A 20805-nucleotide genomic window follows, 5' to 3' on the forward strand; every position below is an offset into this window, starting at 1 on the left:
GCAGCTTGACAAGCATTTTTACAACTAGTGGGGACGGGGTCATGGCGAAGAAAGTTGTCGTCACATTGGTCGATGATCTCGACAAGGGCTCGCAGGCTGACGAGACTGTCGAATTCTCGATCGACGGGGTCGGATACGAAATCGATCTGACGTCGGCGCATGCTGCGGAACTGCGAGATATGTTGAGCGCGTGGATTTCTCACGCACGCAAGTCTGATGCGCGCAAGGGGGCCAACGGTGCGACTTCGAAGTATCGTCCGATTTCCGAACGGGATGAGAGTGCGAACATTCGTGAGTGGGCAAAGACCGCCGGCTATGTGATGGCTCCGCGCGGTCGCATCTCGATCGAAGTGCGCAAGGCCTACGAGAACGCAATCTGAGTAGATACAAGCGTCGACTGGGCAGATTTCGGACTCACTTCCTCGAAACGCCATGCGGGCAGGTGTCGGTTTGTTAGCGTCGCGTCCGTTCGCATCTGTCATCAGAGGAGTCGATCGTGCGCAGAATCGGTTTTTTCGGGGGAGCGGTCCTTGCCGCGGCAATGCTCGTCGGGACGGTTTCGACGTCGGTGGCGTCGGCGCAGGCCCCCTTGCCTGTTCCCAATGCATTTCTTGCCGGCGTTCCACTGGAGTTGGGTAATCCGGGTGGATCTGCTCCGGGATCGAATGACTTTTCATGCAAGCCGACTGCGGCACATCCCAATCCTGTTGTGCTCGTGCATGGTACGGGTGGTAATCGTCAGACCAACTGGGCTACCTACGCGCCGTTGCTTGCCAATGAGGGCTACTGCGTTTTCGCATTGACCTACGGCAATTTTCCCGATCAGCCCTGGCCGCTGTCGGCTATCGGTGCGATGCAGGAAATTTCCTCCAGTGCAGAACAATTGTCGAGTTTTGTCGATCAAGTTCTAGCGGCCACCGGTGCCGAAAAAGTTGACCTGATCGGCCACTCCCAGGGCACGATCATCAGTGGCTATTACGCAAAGTCTCTCGGCGGTGCAGGCAAGGTGGACAACGTAGTCTCGGTGGCGCCGCTGTGGAAAGGAACGCTCGGGAACGAGCAGGTAAGCATCGGTCGTACTCTGCGTGATCTCGGAGTATCCGAGACGGCGCAGGCAGGGTTCCCCATCTGTAAAGCCTGCCTGAACATGGGGGCGGGTTCGGACTTCATCGAGGCTCTTCGCGCCGGTGGCGTTTATGCGCCCGGTGTTCGATACACCAACATCACGACGCGCTACGACGAACTGGTCCTTCCGTACACAAACGGTCTGGAACCAGGACCGAATGCAACAAATATCGTTGTGCAGGACAGTTGCGAGCAGGACATCTCCGATCACCTCGCGATTGCCGCGTCGCTGCGAGCTGCGACCTTTGCTCTCAACGCGCTCGATCCTGCGCACCCGCGACCGGTACCGTGCAATCCGGTCTGGCCCATTGTGGGTTGAGTTTCCAGTGAGAGTCGTTTGACCGGCGCCGGGAACCGACGATTCCTCATGCGTACCGACGATGCCGCTCCCGATAATCGGCTCAACTGGTCTTGAACTCGCCTTGCGCACCTGTTCGCTTCAGGCGTACAGGAACCGGGAAACGATTGCCGGAGCTGCGACGTTATGGAATGTAAGCAAGCCGGTATCCCCTGCCAATCGGGTGGAGGAGCAGCAGGTGGACTTCGCGCCCACTAGAGTAATAAGTGGGGTCGTGCAACCTAAGTCGATTCGTGGACGTCATGTCCGCTGACCGGCGAGGCGATCAGTCTGTAGTGCCGGAGCGAAACGCGGCGACCAGGGACGAGACATCCGGTCTCGAACCTGCCCGCCGGAGAGTGTGAGGGAGAGCGATGTTCGAGAGGTTCACCGATCGCGCGCGGCGCGTTGTTGTCCTGGCTCAAGAAGAAGCCAGGATGCTCAACCACAACTACATCGGTACGGAGCACATCCTCCTCGGCCTCATTCACGAGGGCGAAGGTGTTGCCGCCAAGTCGTTGGAGTCGTTGGGTATCTCCCTCGAGGGAGTCCGCAGCCAGGTCGAGGAGATTATCGGCCAGGGCCAGCAGGCTCCGTCCGGTCACATCCCCTTTACTCCGCGTGCCAAGAAGGTCCTGGAGCTGAGTCTGCGCGAGGCGCTGCAGCTCGGACACAACTACATCGGCACGGAGCACATTCTGCTCGGTCTCATCCGCGAGGGTGAGGGCGTCGCAGCTCAGGTTCTGGTCAAGCTCGGTGCCGATCTCAACCGCGTCCGCCAGCAGGTCATTCAGCTGTTGTCGGGCTACCAGGGCAAGGAGCCCACCGAAACCGGTGGCACTCGCGGAGAGGCCGGCACGCCGTCCACCTCGCTGGTGCTCGACCAGTTCGGTCGCAACCTGACGCAAGCTGCCCTCGAAGGCAAGCTGGATCCGGTCATCGGCCGCTCGAAGGAAATCGAGCGTGTCATGCAGGTTCTCTCGCGTCGTACCAAGAACAACCCGGTTCTCATCGGTGAACCCGGTGTCGGTAAGACCGCTGTGGTCGAGGGCCTGGCTCAGGCAATCGTCAACGGCGAGGTCCCCGAGACCCTCAAGGACAAGCAGCTGTACACGCTCGACCTCGGGTCGCTCGTGGCCGGCAGCCGTTACCGCGGTGACTTCGAAGAGCGCCTCAAGAAGGTTCTCAAGGAGATCAACACTCGCGGCGACATCATCCTGTTCATCGACGAGCTGCACACTCTTGTCGGTGCGGGCGCGGCCGAGGGCGCTATCGACGCGGCCTCCATCCTCAAGCCCAAGCTGGCCCGCGGTGAGCTGCAGACTATCGGTGCCACCACTCTCGACGAGTACCGCAAGTACATCGAGAAGGATGCTGCTCTCGAGCGTCGTTTCCAGCCCGTGCAGGTGGGCGAGCCCACCGTCGAGCACACCATCGAGATCCTCAAGGGTCTTCGTGATCGCTACGAGGCTCACCACCGCGTATCCATCACTGACGGTGCACTCGTTGCAGCTGCGACGCTGGCGGACCGCTACATCAACGACCGCTTCTTGCCGGACAAGGCGATCGACCTCATCGACGAGGCGGGCGCGCGAATGCGCATCCGTCGGATGACTGCACCGCCGGACCTGCGCGAATTCGACGATCGCATCGCCGACGCGCGTCGCGAGAAGGAATCTGCGATCGACGCGCAGGACTTCGAGAAGGCTGCGAACCTGCGCGACAAGGAGAAGACCCTCGTCGCTCAGCGCGCAGAGCGTGAGAAGCAGTGGCGTGCGGGCGACCTGGACGTCATCGCCGAGGTCGACGACGAGCAGATCGCCGAGGTTCTGGGCAACTGGACCGGCATCCCCGTCTTCAAGCTCACCGAGGAGGAGACCACGCGTCTGCTCCGCATGGAAGACGAACTGCACAAGCGGATCATCGGACAGGAAGAGGCCGTCAGGTCTGTCTCCAAGGCGATCCGTCGTACCCGTGCAGGTCTGAAGGATCCCAAGCGTCCCTCGGGCTCGTTCATCTTCGCCGGCCCGTCGGGTGTCGGTAAGACGGAGCTGGCGAAGTCGCTCGCCAACTTCTTGTTCGGTGACGACGACGCTCTGATCCAGATCGACATGGGCGAGTTCCACGACCGCTTCACCGCTTCGCGTCTGTTCGGTGCCCCTCCCGGGTACGTCGGATACGAAGAGGGCGGCCAGCTCACCGAGAAGGTCCGTCGCAAGCCGTTCTCCGTGGTGCTGTTCGACGAGATCGAGAAGGCACACCAGGAGATCTACAACACGCTCCTGCAGGTGCTCGAGGACGGCCGTCTCACCGACGGTCAGGGTCGTACCGTCGACTTCAAGAACACGGTGCTGATCTTCACGTCCAACCTCGGTACGTCCGACATCTCCAAGGCTGTCGGCCTGGGCTTCAGTTCGGGCTCGGGTAGCGGATCGAACTACGAGCGTATGAAGCTCAAGGTGCACGACGAGCTGAAGAAGCATTTCCGTCCGGAATTCTTGAACCGTATCGACGACATCGTCGTGTTCCATCAGCTCACGAACGAGCAGATCGTTCAGATGGTGGACCTGATGCTTGCTCGTGTCGAGAAGGCACTCAAGAACAAGGACATGACCATGGAGGTCACCGACAAGGCCAAGTCGCTACTGGCCAAGCGCGGATTCGATCCGGTACTGGGTGCGCGGCCGCTGCGTCGCACCATCCAGCGTGAGATCGAGGACCAGATGTCGGAGAAGATCCTCTTCGGAGAGATCGGACCCGGGCACATCGTGCTCGTCGACGTCGAAGGCTGGGACGGCGAAGGCTCGGGCGAGGACGCGAAGTTCACGTTCACGCCTACCAAGAAGCCGATCGATGTGCCGGACGCGCCGCCGATCGAGCTGTCCAAGGCCGGCGAGAGTGAAAGCGCTGCAGAGTAAGTAGTACAGAGCACTAACGAGAACGGGCGGTACCCATTGGGTGCCGCCCGTTCGTGTATTTGAAAGTGGAGGGGCAGAAGGAAATGAACGATATCGACATGGGGCATCTTCGTCGTTGCGTCGAATTGGCAACGGAGGCCTTGGATGCCGGCGACGAGCCGTTCGGGTCCGTCCTCGCTGCTGCTGACGGAACTTTTCTCGCTGAGGATCGAAACCGGATTGCCGGTGGAGACAGTACCCGCCATCCGGAATTCGAATTGGCCAGATGGGCTGCTCAGTACTTGACGCCGGAAGAGCGTTCCACCGCAACGGTATTCACCTCCGGTGAGCACTGCCCGATGTGTGCGGCCGCTCATGCCTGGGTGGGACTGGGCAGGATCGTATATATCTGTTCTGCCGCGCAACTCGGTGAATGGTTGGCGGAGTGGGGAGTGCCGCCGGCGCCGGTGAAGTCTCTGTCGATCAACGAGGTTGCCCCGAATGTTCCTGTGGAAGGTCCGATTTCAGAATTGCTGCCACAGGTTCGCGAACTACATCACACGCTGCACTCGCGCAGCGTTTGATGTTTCGGACGATCTACGGGCGGCACCTCGATGAGGCGCCGCCCGTCAGGCTTGTTCAGTGAGAATCAGGAAACTGCGTCGACTGATCGAACCTTCTCGCGCAGTTCACCCTTGACTACCTTGCCACTTGCATTGCGCGGCAGGGCTTCCACTACAACGATGTCCTTGGGATGCTTGTAGCGGGCCAAGCGATCGTCGAGGAACGTGCCGAGTTCTTCGATTGTCAGATCAGCGCTGGCGCCGGGTGCCATGGCGATAATCGCTACGGGCACTTCGCCCCACTTGGCGTCGGAGCGCCCGACAACTGCGGCTTCGACAATCAAGTCGTGTTCGTAGAGAGCATTCTCGACCTCGGCGCAGTAGATGTTCTCACCGCCGGAGATGATCATGTCCTTCTTGCGGTCCACGACGTACACAAAGCCTTCGTCGTCGACACGAACCAGATCGCCGGAGTGGAACCATCCGCCGGTGAAAGCGTCGGCAGTGGCTTGCGGGTTGTTCCAGTACTCGCTCATCATCGTCGGGCCGCGGTAGACGATCTCGCCGATCTCTCCGGGGGCGACGTCGTCCATGTTCTCGTCGACAACACGCGCCGAGATCGTCGGGATGACACGTCCCACGGATCCGAGTTTGCGAATTGCGTCTTCACCGTCGAGAACGCAAGTGATAGGTGACATTTCGGTTTGGCCGAAGACCGCGACGTTGAACGCATCGGGGAAAGATTCCGCCATTGCACGCAGGATCGTGTCCGATGACGGCGCCGCGCCCCAGGAAATGTTCTTCAGTGACAATGCGCGGGGTTGCGCCTTTTGGACGGCACACACCGCCTGCCACTGAACCGGAACGAGGAACAGGCTGGTGACCTTCTCGGCTTCGAGAACGTCGAGAAGTGCACCCGGGTCGAAAGCCCCGAGCGGGTGGATAACAGTGGCAGTGCCCAATTGCAGGCTGGGAGCGATGGATCCGAGGGCCGCGATATGGAACATCGGCGTCGCGCAGAATCCGATGGAATCCTCTTTGAACAGATGGAATGCGCGGATGCAGGTCAACGACTGCGACGCGAGATTGGAGTGCGAGAGCACCGAACCCTTCGGACGCCCAGTGGTTCCCGAGGTGTACATGATGAGTGCCGGTGTGTCATCGGGGATGTCGCGAGGGATGTGGCTGTCTCCGGTCTCGGCGATCAAGTCCTCGTATGTGAGGCTGTCACCTTCGGCCGGCGCTCCGACGGTGATGGAGATGTCGATACCATCGGAGGCAGCGCGCGCTGCGGCAGCTAGTGGAGCGAGCGGTCCTTCTGCGACAATGACTTTGGATCCCGAGTCGTTGACCAGATAGGTGACCTCGGGCGGGGTGAGACGGAAGTTCACCGGTACTGCGATCGCGCCCAACGCATTGGTGGCAAGCACTACCTCGAGGTATTCGGGGCGGTTGAGCATCAGGATCAAGACGCGGTCGCCGAAGCTGACGCCGCGCCGGGAGAGGGCGTCGGCAAGTTTGTCGACGCGTTCGCTCAGTGTGCTCCAGGAGATGGAATCACCGAGGAATCGCAATGCGGTGTGATCAGGAATCATCTGCGCGTGGTGAGCGACTTGGTTGTTCCAGTTGGTACGTCGCAAACGCTGTACCTCGGACGCTGTATCGATGGAGGCCATGTACGGTTTCCTCTCTTGAATCACTTGAAGTTCGGTGCGCGTTTCTGGAGCATTGCTGTTGCGCCCTCGGCAAAGTCGGCGCTGACAAGAAGTTCTACTTGACCAGTCTTTTCGAGTTCCAAGGCTGTATCGATGCGGTCGAGTGTCGCGGCATTGAGGGCAGCTTTTGTGAGTTCGAGAGCGAGTCGAGGTGCTTTCGAGGTACGCGTCGCGATGGCTTCGATGTGGGCCGCGAATTGATCGTCGGGAAGCGTTCGAGAGACGAGGCCGAAATGTTCTGCATTCTCGGCCGACACCCTTTCGCCGAGTAGGAACATCTCGGCGGCCCGGGCTCGTCCGATGGCTGCAGGTACCAAGGCGCTGGCGCCGCCGTCGGGCATCAGTCCGATGTTGACGAATGACAGAAGGAAGTACGCACTTTCGGCGGCGTACGTCAGGTCTGCGGCAAGAGCTATGGAGACGCCCACGCCGGCGGCCGGGCCGTTGACTGCGGCTATCACTGGTACTGCGGTGCTCGTGATAGCGCGGATCACGGCGTTTGCAGAGTCCATGACGACATGGGGATCGGCCGGATTCATCGCGGCAGCCGCGAGGTCGGCTCCGGTGCAGAAGGCACGTCCGGTTCCGGTGATGACGATGGTGCGAACGTCAGGGTTGTTGTCGGCACCGGCAATGGCGTCGGCAAGCGCGTTCATCGTTTCCAGGTCGATCGCGTTCATGCGCTCGGGGCGGTTGAACGTCAATCGCAGGACGCCGTTGTGGAGTTCCGACAGCAGGCCGGCCGTGGCGGTCGTCATGCCGAACCGGAACGGGTTTTGCAAAACATGCGAATCATCAGCTCACAGCTACTTTCTTACGGTCGGTCTGATCGAAGGTGTTCCGTTGGTGCAAGCCGAAACTCGTGCCGGTGGTGTTGACTTCGGTGGTGGACTTTTCTGCAAGACTTGTGCGAATGTCGGTTAACATAACACCCTGAGTGAGCCTGTCAAGGGTGTTCGGAGAAAATGAGTACGGTTGCTGAACGGATGGAGGGATACATGCCCACACGGACGCGCGTCGCTGTAGGTGGTGGTGAATCCGCTCCACGTACCCGACCGAAGGATCGCAAGGCGCAGATCGCGGCCGTTGCGGCCGAGGCTTTCAGCGAACGCGGCTACCACGCGGTCGGTATCGACGATATTGCGTCGGCGGTCGGAGTGTCCGGTCCGGCGCTGTATCGCCATTTCCCCAACAAGTACGCGTTGTTCGTCCACGCGGTAGAGAACCTGTCCCGGGCGTTGCTCGACGCGACTGATGCGGCACGGTGCGCGCGTGACGATCCACGCGAACAGTTGCAAGCCGTGATGGTTGCGGTCATCGGCGTCACCCTCGAGAATCGGCGTCGGGGCGGACTCTATCGATGGGAAGGCCGCTATCTGGAAAAGGCGGATCGCGAGAATCTGCGCCTCGAGGTGCTTGCGTTACGTCAACGGATAGCGGACCCATTGTCGACGGTCCGTCCGGAACTCGATCGTGCACACCTCGACCTCGTCACATTAGCCGTCCTGAGTGTGATCGGAAGTGTCACGGCACATCGGTCGGCGTTGCCGCCCAAACAGATCGAAGCATTGATGCTCTCCGTGTGCTGGTCGGTTATCGATATCGATCTATCGCAGATCGCGCCTTCGGCCGATTCCACGAAAATAATGAAGCAGATTCCGGGACTTGTCCGAACGTCGAAACGTGAAGTACTGCTTCATGAAGCGGTACTTCTCTTCTACGAACGCGGTTATCACGAGGTCAGTATCGAGGAAATCGGAACTGCTGCCGGCATCACCGCTTCGAGTGTGTACCGGTACTTTCCGAGTAAGGCAGATCTTCTTGCTGCGGCATTCCATCGTGCGTCTGATCGACTGAACGTGACTTTGGGTTCGGCGTTGGCAGAATCGGAGACCCCGCTGCAGGCAGCCCACACCCTTGCCGAGAGGTACGTCGCTGTCTTCTTCGCTCAGAGTGAGTTACTCGCCGTGTATTTCGCGGAAATCGGAAACTTGCCCGATGATGCACGTGCGGAATTGCGCAAGATTCAGCGACTCAACATCGAAGAGTGGGCGCACCTGTGCGTCGAAGCGAGGCCCGAATTGACGGTGGTGCAAGCGAGATTCCTTGTTCACGCGGCATTGGGACTGGTGTTCGACGTAGGTCGCATCGTTGGCTTCTCGGAAGCGGAACGAGTCTCGGCATTGTTGTGCGCGACGTTGCTCGGCTGAAGTGGGTAGGTTTGAACGGCAAGGCGTTCACCGATCCATCCGTCGACGGAAGCAGGGACACCCAATGCCAACTCGTACCGCACGCACCGCCTGGAACGGCACACTCGAAGCCGGGTCCGGGCAGGTCGAACTCACCAGTTCCGGGGCCGCGACCTTCAACGTCTCATTTCCCAAACGTGCTGCCGACGAAGCCGGCGGCACTACAAGTCCTGAGGAACTGATCGCAGCAGCGCATTCCTCCTGCTACGCAATGCAGTTGTCGGCGCTGATCGCTGAGGCCGGCGGAACTCCGCAGAGTCTCGACATCACCGCCGATGTTTCGCTGGGCCCCGACACCGTCGGCTTCAAGCTCACCGGCATCACGCTCACCGTCCGCGCCGAGGTCGACGGTCTCGACGCGGACGCATTCGCGAAAGTTGCGCAGGCAGCGAAGGAAACATGCCCGGTCAGTAAGGCCCTGACGGGCGTCGAGATCACGCTGGACGCGGCACTGGATTAACGGTTCCGTACTCGAGCGCCCCCTCCGGCGCTCGAGTACGGTTTCGCGTGATCACGAAATAGCTCGCGATCAGGATCGGGAGTACCCAGAGATCCGAGGGGTCCCGGTAGACGAGGATCGGCGCGAAATCACCGCTGAATCCCTTTGCCGCCCAACGGAGAAATCCGATCGTGTATTCATACGCGTCGCCAACCACCGGAATCAGTTTCACAGCAGCGAAGCCGATTCCGGTGACAGCGACAGACCAGGCGATCGCTGCGGTGCCTACTAAAGTTCGGCGAGCAACTTCCAATACGGAAAGTAGCAGGATCGGGAACAGGAATACTCCGGCGATATCGGAGAGCTTCCCGGTCAACACATTCCCGAACGCATCTTTGAGTACGTGATCGTTGATCAGGACTACGGCGACGGAGATGAGTACCAACGGTCGCAGCAGCAGATCGCCTGGGCGGTTCACGAGAGGTTGATGGTTGCCGAACCGGACGACAACAGGTCGCACTTGAACTGCAGGCGCAGGCCCGTAGCTGCCTCGGGGACCTCATAGGACAGTTCGCCGCGCTTGGCTGCTCCGGGGGCGAGTTCGCCGTCGACGGTGGACGTACTGCTGTCGGTGATGGTCATGTTGTAGGACTTGTTCGCGCTGTCCTGTAGTTCGAAGCACATCACCGAGGACACAGTCTCGGGCTTGTCGTTGTTATTGGTCACCTCTGTGTCGATCACGACGTAGCGATTTCCGGGATCCGGGGCCAGGAACTGGTTTGTCGAGACGTACGGGTCGACAACGCCGTGTACCTGGACGCGCCAGTCTCCGAGGTCGACGACGTCGCCGACTCCGAATGTCGAAGCGGGCGCCGACGATGATCCGCCGCCTTCGGCCTTCTTTGCTTCGTTGGATTCGCCCGAAGCGATGGTCGCGAACAGTGCTGCGCCGACGGCCAGGATAACGAGGGGAGTGCGGAGGGATCGCATGATGTGCGCCTTTCGAGAGTGGGTATGGCACTAGTCAACGGTGTTGCGGGTGCCTGGCGCGTCGGCCGAATGATCGGGTCGGCTCCTCCTTTCGGTCGGTGTTCTTGCGCGTCGGGGGTCCTTTCGGTTGATTCGAGTCGTCGGTGGCAGTAGATACGCTTACTCGGTGATCACTACCCGAGGAAGTACTGTGCGGCGACGCGTATGGACAACTGCCGCCGTCTCCTTGAGCATCTTCTGTTCGCTCATGACAGTGAGCATTGCCGGGTCGTCGGGAAATATGCCACCGTGGAATATCGGTATCGGATTTGTCTTGAGCGTGACCGGCGGGATCGCTCTCATCTGGCGCCATCAGCGTCCCTGGGAAGTTCTCGCAATCACGTTGGTGGGGCCTCTGTTCTTCGTAACCGATGCAACTGCCGCACTGATCGCATTGTTCACAGTTGCTCGCTTCGCCCGCGGGCCGCGGCTGATTGCTGCCGGGGTGGCGGTCTATGTGGTGTGTGGAATCTCGTTGACTTACGACGCTTTTCGCGATCGGGAGTACTCGGCACTCACTCTGGGAACTGCCATGCCGAAAGACGGCACGGAGCTCGAGCAGTACAACTTGGCAATCTGGATTCCGTGGCTTGTCGCAGCAGTAATGGTCGGCGTCGTTCTCGCGCTGTCACTACTCGTCCGAACCAAATCGGCGCTTGTCGAGGCAGAGCACGTCCGTGATTTGGCTACCGAGAAAACCGATGTCATGCGTGACGAGATGATTCGCACCGAGGAAAGAACGCGCATTGCCCGCGACATGCACGACACCATCGCGGCCAGTTTGAGTCGAATCTCGTTGTTCGCGGGCGGACTGCAAGTCAGTGCCGCTGACAATCCCGAGAAGGTGGTCAACACGGCGGCAATGATTCGGACGACGGCACATGAGGCGTTGGACGAACTCAAAAGCATCGTGGGAGTGCTTCGCGGAACCGGTGATCGAGGTGCTCGAAGCGGGCATCAGGGCATCGACGCCGTCGGCGACCTGGTCAACGGAGCGCGGGCCGCCGGAATCCATTGCCGCCTCGAAACCGAATTGCTTCCCGGTGACGTGGGCATGTTGGCCGGACACGTTTGTTATCGCGTTGTGCAGGAAGCGCTCACGAATGCGCAGAAGTACGCCAGTGACCAGGCTCTGGTCATCTCTGTCACGGGATCACCGCATGACGGCATTCGGATCATGGCACGGAACAGGCTCAGCGATCTGCCGGCGATGACGAAGGTCGGTTCGCGGTCGGGACTGAGAGGTTTGGCCGAGCAGGCACGAGAGATCGGCGGAAAGGTCGAGGCCGGCGTTGTCGGTCCCGATTTCGTGGTCAGTTGCTGGGTGCCCTGGTTCGCGTAGCCCTTCTGTGTCTGGATCTGTCGGTGGCGCTCGGTAATCTGAGCGCACCATGAACACAGACTCGCGCATTACGGTGCTGATTGTCGACAACGACGCCTGGGTTCGGCGCGGGATGAAAGACATCCTCGAGGCCGCTCCGGACATCGTGGTGGTTGCCGAGGCCGAGGACGGAGACCAGGTTGCTGCCAAGGTCACTCGATTTCGCCCTCACGTCGTGCTGATGGATCTCAAGATGACGCGTGTCGGTGGTTTGGAGGCGACGCGTGAGCTGATGTCCATGCCTAATCCGCCCAAGGTCATTGCGATGACGGCATTCGACGTGGATGGCGTCGTAGTCGAGGCGGTGGAGGCCGGAGCGCACAGTTTTATGCGGAAAGACGGTGCACCAGAAGACTTTCAGCAGGCTGTACGCGTCGTTGCGTCGGATCACGCCTTGTTCAGTCGGGATTCGCTTCGAGCGATCGTGGCGTCTGCTCCACGTCAGCAGGTTCCGGATCAGGCGGCTTTGTCGGTCCTCACCGACCGTGAGCGCGAGGTTCTGGCAGAGTTGGCCACAGGTCTGGGGAACAGCGATATTGCGGCGCGCATGTACCTCGGTGAGACCACGATCAAGTCGCACATCTCGTCGTTGTTCTCGAAACTCGGAGTGAACAACCGGGTGAGTGCGTCGTTGGTTGCGTACCGATGTGGCCTGGTCACCTGATGTCGGGATTAATCGGACCCGTTTGTGTTGTTGCACCTTCGGTGACTGATCAAATTGTGATTGACCAAGACGCGACCGGCCAGGACATCGTTGTCGAGGTGTGGTCGGATGTTCTTTGCCCATGGTGCTACATCGGCAAGACCCGTTTTCACGCTGCGCTCGACAGGTTCGAGAACAAGGACCGCGTCAAGGTCATCTGGCGTTCGTATCAGCTGGCTCCCGAGACTCCGGTGGGTGAGGGCCGCGCAGTGGTTGATGCCATGGCCGCGCGGCGAGGCACCACACCGGATCAGCTGGGAGAAGTCCTCGACCACGTCACGGCCACGGCAGCCGAGCTCGGTCTGGAATTGAATTACGACACTGCCCTCGCATCCAACACCTTTGACGCTCACCGGTTGCTTCACTTGGCCGGGGATAAGCAGTCGGACCTTCTGGATGCACTGTTCAAGGCCTACTTCAGGGACGGCAAGATGATCGACGACCGTGAAGAACTGGTCCGCATCGCCGTCAGCGTGGGATTGGATGCGGATACGGTTCGGGATCAACTTGCTTCCGACGCAGCAGCCGACGCGGTTCGCGAGGATCTGTCGATGGCGCGTCAGTTCCAGGTGAGCGGTGTTCCGTTCTTTGTTGCCAACCGTGCAATAGCGGTCTCCGGTGCACAAACGGAAGACGTGTTCTTGCAGTTACTCGCTGCGGCTTCCCAACCTGCCTGAGCTATCCGATGTGGCCTGGCCGGATGACGTCGGGATTATTCGGAGCAGTGTTTGTTGTTGGACCTTCGGTGACTGATCAAATTGTGATTGACCAAGATGTGACCGGCCAGGACCTCACCGTCGAGGTGTGGTCGGATGTTGCGTGCCCGTGGTGCTACATCGGCAAGACCCGATTCCAAGCTGCTCTCGACCGTTTCGAGAACAAGGATCGCGTCAAGGTCATCTGGCGTTCGTACCAGCTGGCTCCCGAGACTCCGGTGGGCGAGGGCCGCACCGAACTCGAGGCTCTGGTCGAGATGAAGGGAATGGCTCCGGATCAGGTGCGGCAGATGTTCTCTTCGGTTGCGAATACGGCAGCCGAGGTTGGCCTGGATCTCGATTTCGATACCGCGATCGCCGCCAACACCTTCGACGCACACCGGTTGCTTCATCTGGCCGGAGACAAGCAGGCTGACCTACTCGAGGCTCTGTTCAAAGCGCACTTCAGTGACGGCAAGGTGATCGACGACCGCGAAGAACTGGTCCGCATCGCTGTCAGTGTGGGATTGGATGCGGATACCGTCCGCGCGCAACTTGCCTCCGACGCAGCAGCCGACGCGGTTCGCGAGGATCTGTCGATGGCGCGTCAGTTCCAGGTGAGCGGTGTTCCGTTCTTTGTTGCCAATCGTGCAATAGCAGTGTCCGGTGCTCAGCCCGAAGAGGTGTTCTTGCAGTTGCTCACTCAGGCCTCCGAGTCGGCCTGATGCAATCGGCTGGCGCACACTGCCGGAGCACTCGAGAACGGCAGTAGGTATGCGCCGACGTCGGGGACGGAGAGGGTGACGTCTGCAGCGTCGACAAACCTGTAGGGCTGCGCCGCAACAACTCCCGCCAAATTCTTACGTAGACGAGACATTTCGGCCCGTACGGTTACCGTGCGGGCCGAGTCTCCGAACAGATCATGCGCCAACTGCGATGCTGTTCGTCCGCTCCGCTCGGATCCCAGGAGAAACAGAATTTCCGCATGCCTCGGTGTGGGAGAGTACGTCCATTCCCCAGATCCTGATGTCACGGTCACGGACATGTTCTCGGAGTCTCGGAGGTCGATGTGTATCGCGGCGGCCGCGATCTCGGTGCCGGACGTCGTCGGGCGAATTAGCCAACCGCCGGGGAGCGGATTCAATTCGCACAGACCGAGCGACGGAAACCAGGTCTTGCCGGGCGTCATTGCAGTGGGAAGCAGGATTCGCGTGCGATGTGGGAGCGAATCGACTGCAGCAACCCAGCCGTGAGAATCGGTAACCAGTGCCGGAGAACTGCCACGCGCAAGCATCGGTGCTGCGACAGAACGTAATTGGTCGAGGTTGTCGCGATGTTTGTCGCGCAAGTGCGATTGGGCGAGGCGTGCGACGGCGTCGACCAGGGCAAGAGTGGTGGGATGGACGGTTTTGGCCGGGCCGCTGATGTCCACGACACCGATGACACGACCGTCGCGCGGATCTCGGATCGGTGCACCGGCGCAGGTCCACGAATGATGGCTGCGCGCATAGTGTTCGGCCGAAAATATCTGGACGGCCTGACTTGACACCAGTGCGGTGCCGATGGCGTTGGTGCCGACCGAATTCTCTGCCCAGTTCGCGCCCTCGATGAATCCGAGCCGTGCGGCCTGATCCAGTACGCGATGGGAACCGCTGCGCCACAGCACTGTTCCGTGGATATCCGCGACCACCATGATGTTTTCACCGCTCGCGGTAACTGATTCGAGCCCGCGAGTCACATCGTCGAGAACGTCGTAGAGGCCGGATTCGCGGCGTCGTAGGTCTAGTTCGGCTACATCCATCGACGGTTCGGTGTGATTCTGCTCGGGATCTACTCCGAGATCTTTCAAGCGCTGCCAGGACTGACGCACCACATCGCGGGGGCGTGCCGGCGATTTGTCGCCGGCCATCGTCGCGTCGTACACCGCGGCGAGGGTCCTCGCGTAGTTACGAGGATCCTCGCCGGGTGGCATCGCGGGTTCGGGTAGCCGAGTCTCGACAGTGGACATGTCAGCGGCTGATCGATCCGGTGGTTGTGGCGCTCATCCAGGTCTCCTCGTTGGCATTGGCCGATGAGAGAGTTATATGTGATGGCGACCACACTATAGAAGGGTTGCAGGTGGTTGCAATGTGCAGAGTCAGACCTTCGCGACAGGCTGCGGTGCAACCATTTCGACTGGAGGATTCACCTTTCGGGCCGGAATCAGCGTCGTGATGGCGGCCGCGAACAGTGCGGCGCCGCAAGCGATGAGAAGGCCGGTGCGGAATCCGGCTTCCGTCGGCAGGGTGTGCCCGCCGAAGTCCATGCTCATCTGCGCGAGAACAACGCCGACGACGGCAGCGGAGATCGAGGTGCCGACCGAGCGCATCAGTGTGTTGAAGCTGTTTGCCGATCCGGTAGCGGACGGCGGGACAGCGCCCATGATCAGTGCCGGCATCGAGCCGTAGGCAAGGCCGATTCCCGCGTTGCAGATGCACGTGACGATCAACAGTCCCCAGGGCGTTCCCATGAGGAACATCGAGGATCCGTAACCCGCGGCGATGACCAGAGTTCCGAGCAGCAGCGTTATTTTGGGCCCCCGGCTAGCGGAGAGTTTTGCGCCGGCGACTGAGACAGTCATCATGACAAACCCGCCGGGTAGCATCCACAGTCCCATTGCCAGCATCGACTGTCCCATGCCGTATCCGGTGGCTTCGGGCAGCTGAAGGAGTTGCGGAAGGATCAGTGCCTGGGCGTACATTGCGAAGCCGACTGCGATGGAAGCCCCATTGGTGAACAACACCTGAGGCCGCGCGGCGATGCGGAGATCGACCAACGGATCGTCGGTGCTCAGCTCCCACCAACCCCAGGCTGCCAGGACGATGATGGTGGTCGCGAACAGTCCGAGGATCGATCCGCTGGTCCAGCCCCAGTCGCCGCCTTTCGAGACGCCCAGGAGGAGCGATATCAAGCCGACTCCCAGGCCGAGGGCGCCGATCAGATCGAAGCGGCCACCGGGATTGTGCACGGGTGTGGTGGGAACGAAGAACCAGATCAGCACTGCGATGGCAACGCTGAGGACGGCAGATCCCCAGAAGAGGACGCGCCAACTGGTGTGCTCTGCCACGGCAGCAGCCATGGGGAGTCCGAGGGCTCCGCCGATGCCCATGGAAGAGCTCATCAGGGCGATTGCGGAATGCAGTTTCTCCGGGGGGAATAGATCGCGCAGTGCGCTGATACCCAACGGGATCATGCCGACGCCGATGCCCTGGAGTCCGCGGCCGATGACCATCGGCATCAATGACGACGCCGTAGCGGCGACAACTGATCCGGCAATCAGGGGAATCGAGCAGATCAGGATCATCTTTCGTTTGCCGTACAGATCGCCGAGTCGGCCGGTGATCGGTGTTGCCACTGCGCCTGCGAGCAATGTGGCCGTGATGACCCACGACGCGTTGGATGCCGATGTGTTGAACAGTTTGGGGAGATCCCCGATCAGTGGCACGACGATCGTCTGCATGAGCGCAGCGACGATGCCCGCAAATGCGAGCACTCCGACGAGGCCGCCGGGGCGGACGTCGGGTTGCGTCGAACTTTCCACGCGCTTCTCCTTATTTGTATAAAGTAAAGAATCGTTTACGATGCGAACGAGTTGCATCATGCAAGAGATGTGCAGCATACATATCGTTTGTAGTGTGCACATACCGGTGGGGTACCGTCGGGCCGGATCCCGTATGGACGGGGGCAAAGAGTGGATCGACAGAAGGACCGGCATGGACAAGCCCACGCATTTGATCGAATTCGAGACCATGCTCCTGGGGCGATATCTGACCATGCAGGTCCCTCGATCCAAGCGTGACGGCAGCAATCTCGACCGCAGTGCCTACACGTTGTTGAGTCGCATCAGTATTGACGGCCCGATGTCCATCGGTGAACTCGCTGACGCCTTCGGGTTGGATACGTCGACGCTGAGTCGTCAAACATCATCGATGTTGAATTCCGGACTTGTAGAACGTATTTCGGACCCGGAGGGGGGAATGGCGCGCAAGTTTCGGATCACCGACGAGGGGGCGCGCAAGCTCGAAGCCGAGCGTGCCGACAATATCGTCGGCCTGGGTCAGGTAATGGAAGATTGGGATCCCGAGGACGTCGCCACCTTTGCGTCATGGCTGCAGCGTTTCAATACCGACATCGAAAGGCTTGCCGGGCGGCCCTGGCCCCGTACGTAGTTGGAGTTCGGTCCTCCGGCATTGCAACGGATTGCAACGCTTGTGACCTGAGCCTGCGATGCGGTGTGCTGTGTATCACATTCCGAGAAGGAGAAGTGATGACGCAAACCATCGATTCCACGGTTTCACCCACAGTGGCTGTGACACCTCAGGATCGCGTCGACGCCTGGCTGGCAGATTTCGAAGCAGCACTGGCAGCTCGCGACATCGCACGCGTCGCAGAAAAATTCGCCTACGACAGTTTCTGGCGTGACCTGGTGACGTTCACGTGGAACATCAAAACCGTCGAAGGACGTGAGCAGATTGTCGACATGCTCACCGAGCGTCTCGACGACACCGATCCGTCTGGATTTCGCACCACCGAGACGCCGGACGAAGCTGACGGAGTCATTTCTGCCTGGATCGAATTCGAGACTGCAACCGGCCGGGCCCACGGACACCTTCGATTGAAGGGTGATGAGGCCTGGACATTGCTGACGTCTCTCCAGGAACTCAAAGGCCACGAAGAAGGTAAAGGAACCCGTCGACCCCGCGGGGCGAAGCACGGTGCCGACCCCAACCGCGTGACCTGGGCAGAGCAGAAGGAAATCGAAGACCGCGAACTCGGTTACACCGCACAGCCTTACGTCGTGATCGTCGGCGGCGGACAGGGCGGTATCGCGCTCGGCGCCCGTATGCGTCAGCTCGGTGTCCCGGCCGTCGTGATCGACAGTCACGAACGCCCCGGCGATCAGTGGCGCGGACGCTACAAGTCCCTGTGCCTGCACGATCCGGTCTGGTACGACCACCTGCCCTACATGCCGTTTCCCGACAATTGGCCGGTATTCGCCCCCAAAGACAAGATCGGCGACTGGCTCGAGATGTACACCAAGGTCATGGAGGTTCCGTACTGGAGTTCCACCACCTGCACCTCGGCGTCGTTCGACGAGAAGGCGCAGGAATGGACAGTCAACGTCAACCGAAACGGTGAAGTGTTGACGTTGCGGCCCAAACAGTTGGTGATGGCGACCGGGATGTCCGGCAAGGCGAACGTTCCGACGTTCCCGGGGCAGGACACATTCCTCGGCGATCAGCACCACTCGAGCAAGCATCCCGGCCCGGATCAGTACGTAGACAAGAAGGTTGTGGTCATCGGGGCGAACAACTCCGCACACGACATCTGCGGGGCGCTGTGGGAGAACGGCGTCGACGTCACGATGGTGCAGCGCAGTTCGACGCACATCGTGAAGTCGGATTCGTTGATGGACTTGGGCTTGGGTGATCTGTACTCGGAGCGTGCACTGGCTGCCGGAATGACCACACACAAAGCTGATCTCACGTTCGGATCACTGCCGTACCGGATTATGCACGAATTTCAGATTCCCGTGTACGACGCAATCCGTGAGCGGGACAAGGACTTCTACGACAGGCTCGAGAAGGCCGGCTTCGAGCACGACTGGGGCGACGACGGTTCGGGCCTGTTCATGAAGTACCTACGACGCGGCTCGGGCTACTACATCGACGTCGGCGCAGCCGAGTTGGTTGCCAACGGAGATATCAAGCTGGCACACGGGAATGTTCGTGAATTGACCGCTGACAGTGTCATTCTCGAAGACGGTACGGAACTGCCGGCCGATGTCGTGGTGTACGCAACCGGTTACGGCTCGATGAACGGGTGGGTTGCCGATCTGATCGGTCAAGATGTTGCGGACAAGGTCGGCAAGGTGTGGGGCCTCGGCTCGGACACGACCAAGGACCCGGGCCCGTGGGAAGGCGAGCAGCGCAACATGTGGAAGCCGACGCAGCAGGAAGCTCTCTGGTTCCACGGAGGTAATCTGCATCAGTCGCGGCACTATTCGCTGTATCTCGCGCTTCAACTCAAAGCGCGTTACGAGGGCATCCCGACGCCGGTGTACGGCTTGCAGGAAGTGCATCATCTGAGCTGACGCCTGCTTGTGCTGTGCGCCTTTATTAACCGCGGGCGGTTAATAAAGGCGCACAGCAGTTTCAGCGAACAGCGAACTTTTTCGCGATTTCGACTTCCTTCGAGGCGCGCTCGGTGAGGAAGGCGAAAGCCAATCCGAGAACGAGCCACAACGTCGCCTGCGTAGCGAGCGACGACAATCGGAACTCCCACAGCAGAGTTGCCGGAAAATCGTCGCCGACCTCGTTGATCGTGGGCAGTGATACGTAACCGATCGCGACGATCACCAAGAACGCAGCAACTGGAGCGGCGATCCGGACACTGAGGAACTCATGAGCTGAAACAGCTTTCGCGGCGGCTGCCGCAGCGGTGACGGCCAACAAGCCCAGAATGACGGTGGCAAGCCACAGCAGCGTCCGCTGGTTGATGGTGTCGGGATCGCCGACAGCGGGAGGATTGGCCGGGTACTTGAAGAAGGGCACGGCTTCGATAGCGAGCCACCCGCCTGTAGCGATGGTTATTGCCAACAACGGCCCGGCCATCGAGGTGATCCGTCGGGTGTAGTTGGCAACTACGGCGAAGATCGCGCCCAATGCCAATCCGGCCAATGATGTGGCGAGAAACAGTCCGGCGCGTTGACCGTCACGAGTAACGAGGGGTGCTTCTTCGCTGCCATGGGTATGTCCGCCGGCACTGCTGGCTTCCTCGATCGCGATGGCGGCATTGACGTGCGGTTCACCCAGCACGTATGCAACCCCGCCGGCAAGGATGCCCGCGATCAAACCGGCCAACAAGCCACGAATCAGAAGCTTCGTGAAATTGTCGGCTAGTGGCACGGCACGCCCATCAAGTGGCGTCCGTCGTGCATCAGTTCATGCATGTACATGCCGGTGCGCGAGATTGCGCCCTGGTCGAATCCGACCACGTAGAGAGTCAGCATCGCGAGCACAACTATTGCTGCGGCGATGAAAGCGAGACGAGTCGAATCGATCGACGTGTCGGGAGAATAAGCGAGTGCCATCGAAGCCTCCTGGGATTTCGCGTCCCCTAGGTCCATGCGATGGCCGAAGTGTCTGGCTGTCGAGGTTGTTCACCTCGAATTACAGTGGCGCGACCGCTCCGGGCTTTCACCGGATTCCTGTCGGACCATCGCGTTTACAAGCGAACCATAGCAGCGAATGGCGTCTGATCGTGAAGGATTTTGTTCGCCAGGCGAGCGAAATCCTTCACGATCGTCACTCAACTCTTGGCTGGGACGTCCAGAACTACCTCGAATTCGAGCAGCGACGCACCCGAAGCGACGGGCTTCGCGCGCTCACCGGAGTGCGCTGCGCGGGCCGGACCGTCGCGCCAGTCGGCGAACGCCTGCTCGGTCTCCCACTGCGTCACCACGAAGTAGCGGCTCTCGCCCGCGGTGGGGCGGAGGAGTTGGAACCCGAGGAAACCGGGAGAGTTCTCCACTGCGGATGCGCGTGCTGCGAAGCGCTTCTCCAGTTCGGGGCCGGCGCCCTCGGGAATTTCGATTGCATTGATCTTCACGACTGCCATGTATCCGACATTA

Annotated in this window: 21 protein-coding genes and 1 riboswitch; of the genes, 12 read left to right on the forward strand and 9 right to left on the reverse strand. The window is 60.3% G+C overall.

All coding sequences use genetic code 11. From position 1 onward, the window contains the following. The first annotated feature begins 41 nt into the window (after nt 1-41). The 4 genes from BDB13_RS07025 (at nt 42) to BDB13_RS07040 (ending at nt 4943) form a co-directional block, all read left to right on the forward strand. The gene (locus BDB13_RS07025; protein WP_094271008.1) at nt 42-380 is read left to right on the forward strand and encodes a histone-like nucleoid-structuring protein Lsr2; all 339 of its coding nucleotides are present in this window, start codon (nt 42-44) and stop codon (nt 378-380) included. A gap of 116 nt (nt 381-496) precedes the next feature. Continuing rightward, entirely contained in the window at nt 497-1444 is a 948-nt protein-coding gene (locus BDB13_RS07030) for an esterase/lipase family protein (RefSeq protein ID WP_094271009.1), read from the forward strand. 392 nt (nt 1445-1836) lie between these two features. Continuing rightward, on the forward strand, nt 1837-4380 hold the full coding sequence (locus BDB13_RS07035) for an ATP-dependent Clp protease ATP-binding subunit (RefSeq protein ID WP_094271010.1): 2544 nt from the start codon (nt 1837-1839) through the stop codon (nt 4378-4380). 83 nt (nt 4381-4463) lie between these two features. After that, nucleotides 4464-4943 (forward strand): nucleoside deaminase, encoded by a 480-nt coding sequence (locus BDB13_RS07040; RefSeq protein ID WP_094271011.1) that lies wholly within the window; start codon nt 4464-4466, stop codon nt 4941-4943. A gap of 65 nt (nt 4944-5008) precedes the next feature. On the opposite strand, the gene fadD5 is transcribed toward BDB13_RS07040, so the two are convergent. Together fadD5 and BDB13_RS07050 are read right to left on the reverse strand one after the other, a co-directional pair. Further along, nucleotides 5009-6598, reverse strand: coding sequence for a fatty-acid--CoA ligase FadD5 (fadD5, locus tag BDB13_RS07045; protein WP_094271012.1), 1590 nt, complete (start codon nt 6596-6598; stop codon nt 5009-5011). Between the two features lie 20 nt (nt 6599-6618). Then, complete coding sequence (locus tag BDB13_RS07050; protein ID WP_094271013.1) at nt 6619-7395, reverse strand: enoyl-CoA hydratase; 777 nt, start codon at nt 7393-7395, stop codon at nt 6619-6621. 240 nt (nt 7396-7635) lie between these two features. Here BDB13_RS07050 and BDB13_RS07055 point away from each other — a divergent pair, with 240 nt between their 5' ends. Both BDB13_RS07055 and BDB13_RS07060 read left to right on the forward strand, forming a co-directional pair. Then, a complete protein-coding gene (locus BDB13_RS07055; RefSeq protein WP_094274736.1) occupies nt 7636-8847 on the forward strand; it encodes a TetR/AcrR family transcriptional regulator in 1212 nt (403 codons plus the stop codon). 64 nt (nt 8848-8911) lie between these two features. After that, nucleotides 8912-9346 carry an OsmC family peroxiredoxin gene (locus BDB13_RS07060; protein WP_094271014.1) on the forward strand — a complete coding sequence of 145 codons (435 nt, stop codon included), beginning with the start codon at nt 8912-8914 and terminating at the stop codon, nt 9344-9346. Here the strand turns inward: BDB13_RS07060 and BDB13_RS07065 are convergent. Both BDB13_RS07065 and BDB13_RS07070 read right to left on the reverse strand, forming a co-directional pair. Next, entirely contained in the window at nt 9321-9803 is a 483-nt protein-coding gene (locus BDB13_RS07065; RefSeq protein WP_094271015.1) for a hypothetical protein, read from the reverse strand. The two genes, BDB13_RS07060 and BDB13_RS07065, sit on opposite strands and share 26 nt — an antisense overlap. Next, nucleotides 9800-10315 carry a DUF4352 domain-containing protein gene (locus BDB13_RS07070; RefSeq protein ID WP_094271016.1) on the reverse strand — a complete coding sequence of 172 codons (516 nt, stop codon included), beginning with the start codon at nt 10313-10315 and terminating at the stop codon, nt 9800-9802. The genes BDB13_RS07065 and BDB13_RS07070 overlap by 4 nt, the downstream gene beginning before the upstream one ends. Before the next feature lie 247 nt (nt 10316-10562). Here BDB13_RS07070 and BDB13_RS07075 point away from each other — a divergent pair, with 247 nt between their 5' ends. The 4 genes from BDB13_RS07075 to BDB13_RS07090 all read left to right on the forward strand — a co-directional run bounded on the left by BDB13_RS07075 (nt 10563) and on the right by BDB13_RS07090 (nt 13858). Then, entirely contained in the window at nt 10563-11696 is a 1134-nt protein-coding gene (locus BDB13_RS07075; RefSeq protein ID WP_169633824.1) for a sensor histidine kinase, read from the forward strand. A gap of 49 nt (nt 11697-11745) precedes the next feature. Further along, complete coding sequence (locus BDB13_RS07080) at nt 11746-12399, forward strand: response regulator (protein WP_094271017.1); 654 nt, start codon at nt 11746-11748, stop codon at nt 12397-12399. Nucleotides 12400-12455: 56 nt separating this feature from the next. After that, nucleotides 12456-13115 (forward strand): DsbA family oxidoreductase, encoded by a 660-nt coding sequence (locus tag BDB13_RS07085; RefSeq protein WP_254922736.1) that lies wholly within the window; start codon nt 12456-12458, stop codon nt 13113-13115. A gap of 68 nt (nt 13116-13183) precedes the next feature. After that, a complete protein-coding gene (locus BDB13_RS07090; protein ID WP_254922737.1) occupies nt 13184-13858 on the forward strand; it encodes a DsbA family oxidoreductase in 675 nt (224 codons plus the stop codon). Here the strand turns inward: BDB13_RS07090 and BDB13_RS07095 are convergent. Next, nucleotides 13837-15105, reverse strand: a complete 1269-nt coding sequence (locus BDB13_RS07095) for a GAF domain-containing protein (RefSeq protein WP_094274737.1) — start codon at nt 15103-15105, stop codon at nt 13837-13839. The two genes, BDB13_RS07090 and BDB13_RS07095, sit on opposite strands and share 22 nt — an antisense overlap. A 165-nt stretch (nt 15106-15270) precedes the next feature. Further along, nucleotides 15271-16770 (reverse strand): MFS transporter, encoded by a 1500-nt coding sequence (locus BDB13_RS07100; protein WP_094274738.1) that lies wholly within the window; start codon nt 16768-16770, stop codon nt 15271-15273. A gap of 115 nt (nt 16771-16885) precedes the next feature. On the opposite strand from BDB13_RS07100, the gene BDB13_RS07105 reads away from it, so the two are divergent. Further along, a complete protein-coding gene (locus tag BDB13_RS07105) occupies nt 16886-17341 on the forward strand; it encodes a MarR family winged helix-turn-helix transcriptional regulator (RefSeq protein WP_094271020.1) in 456 nt (151 codons plus the stop codon). 98 nt (nt 17342-17439) lie between these two features. Beyond that, nucleotides 17440-19266 (forward strand): flavin-containing monooxygenase, encoded by a 1827-nt coding sequence (locus BDB13_RS07110; protein ID WP_094271021.1) that lies wholly within the window; start codon nt 17440-17442, stop codon nt 19264-19266. Nucleotides 19267-19327: 61 nt separating this feature from the next. On the opposite strand, the gene BDB13_RS07115 is transcribed toward BDB13_RS07110, so the two are convergent. The 3 genes from BDB13_RS07115 to BDB13_RS07125 all read right to left on the reverse strand — a co-directional run bounded on the left by BDB13_RS07115 (nt 19328) and on the right by BDB13_RS07125 (nt 20792). Beyond that, a complete protein-coding gene (locus BDB13_RS07115) occupies nt 19328-20080 on the reverse strand; it encodes a CbtA family protein (RefSeq protein ID WP_094271022.1) in 753 nt (250 codons plus the stop codon). Next, nucleotides 20071-20265 carry a CbtB domain-containing protein gene (locus BDB13_RS07120; protein ID WP_094271023.1) on the reverse strand — a complete coding sequence of 65 codons (195 nt, stop codon included), beginning with the start codon at nt 20263-20265 and terminating at the stop codon, nt 20071-20073. Before BDB13_RS07120 ends, BDB13_RS07115 begins: the two co-directional genes overlap by 10 nt. A 24-nt stretch (nt 20266-20289) precedes the next feature. Further along, nucleotides 20290-20430: riboswitch (cobalamin riboswitch) on the reverse strand. 53 nt (nt 20431-20483) lie between these two features. Then, a complete protein-coding gene (locus BDB13_RS07125) occupies nt 20484-20792 on the reverse strand; it encodes an antibiotic biosynthesis monooxygenase family protein (protein ID WP_094271024.1) in 309 nt (102 codons plus the stop codon). Nucleotides 20793-20805 lie beyond the last annotated feature (13 nt).

The sequence above is a fragment of the Rhodococcus sp. OK302 genome, from assembly GCF_002245895.1.
GTDB lineage: Bacteria > Actinomycetota > Actinomycetes > Mycobacteriales > Mycobacteriaceae > Rhodococcus_F.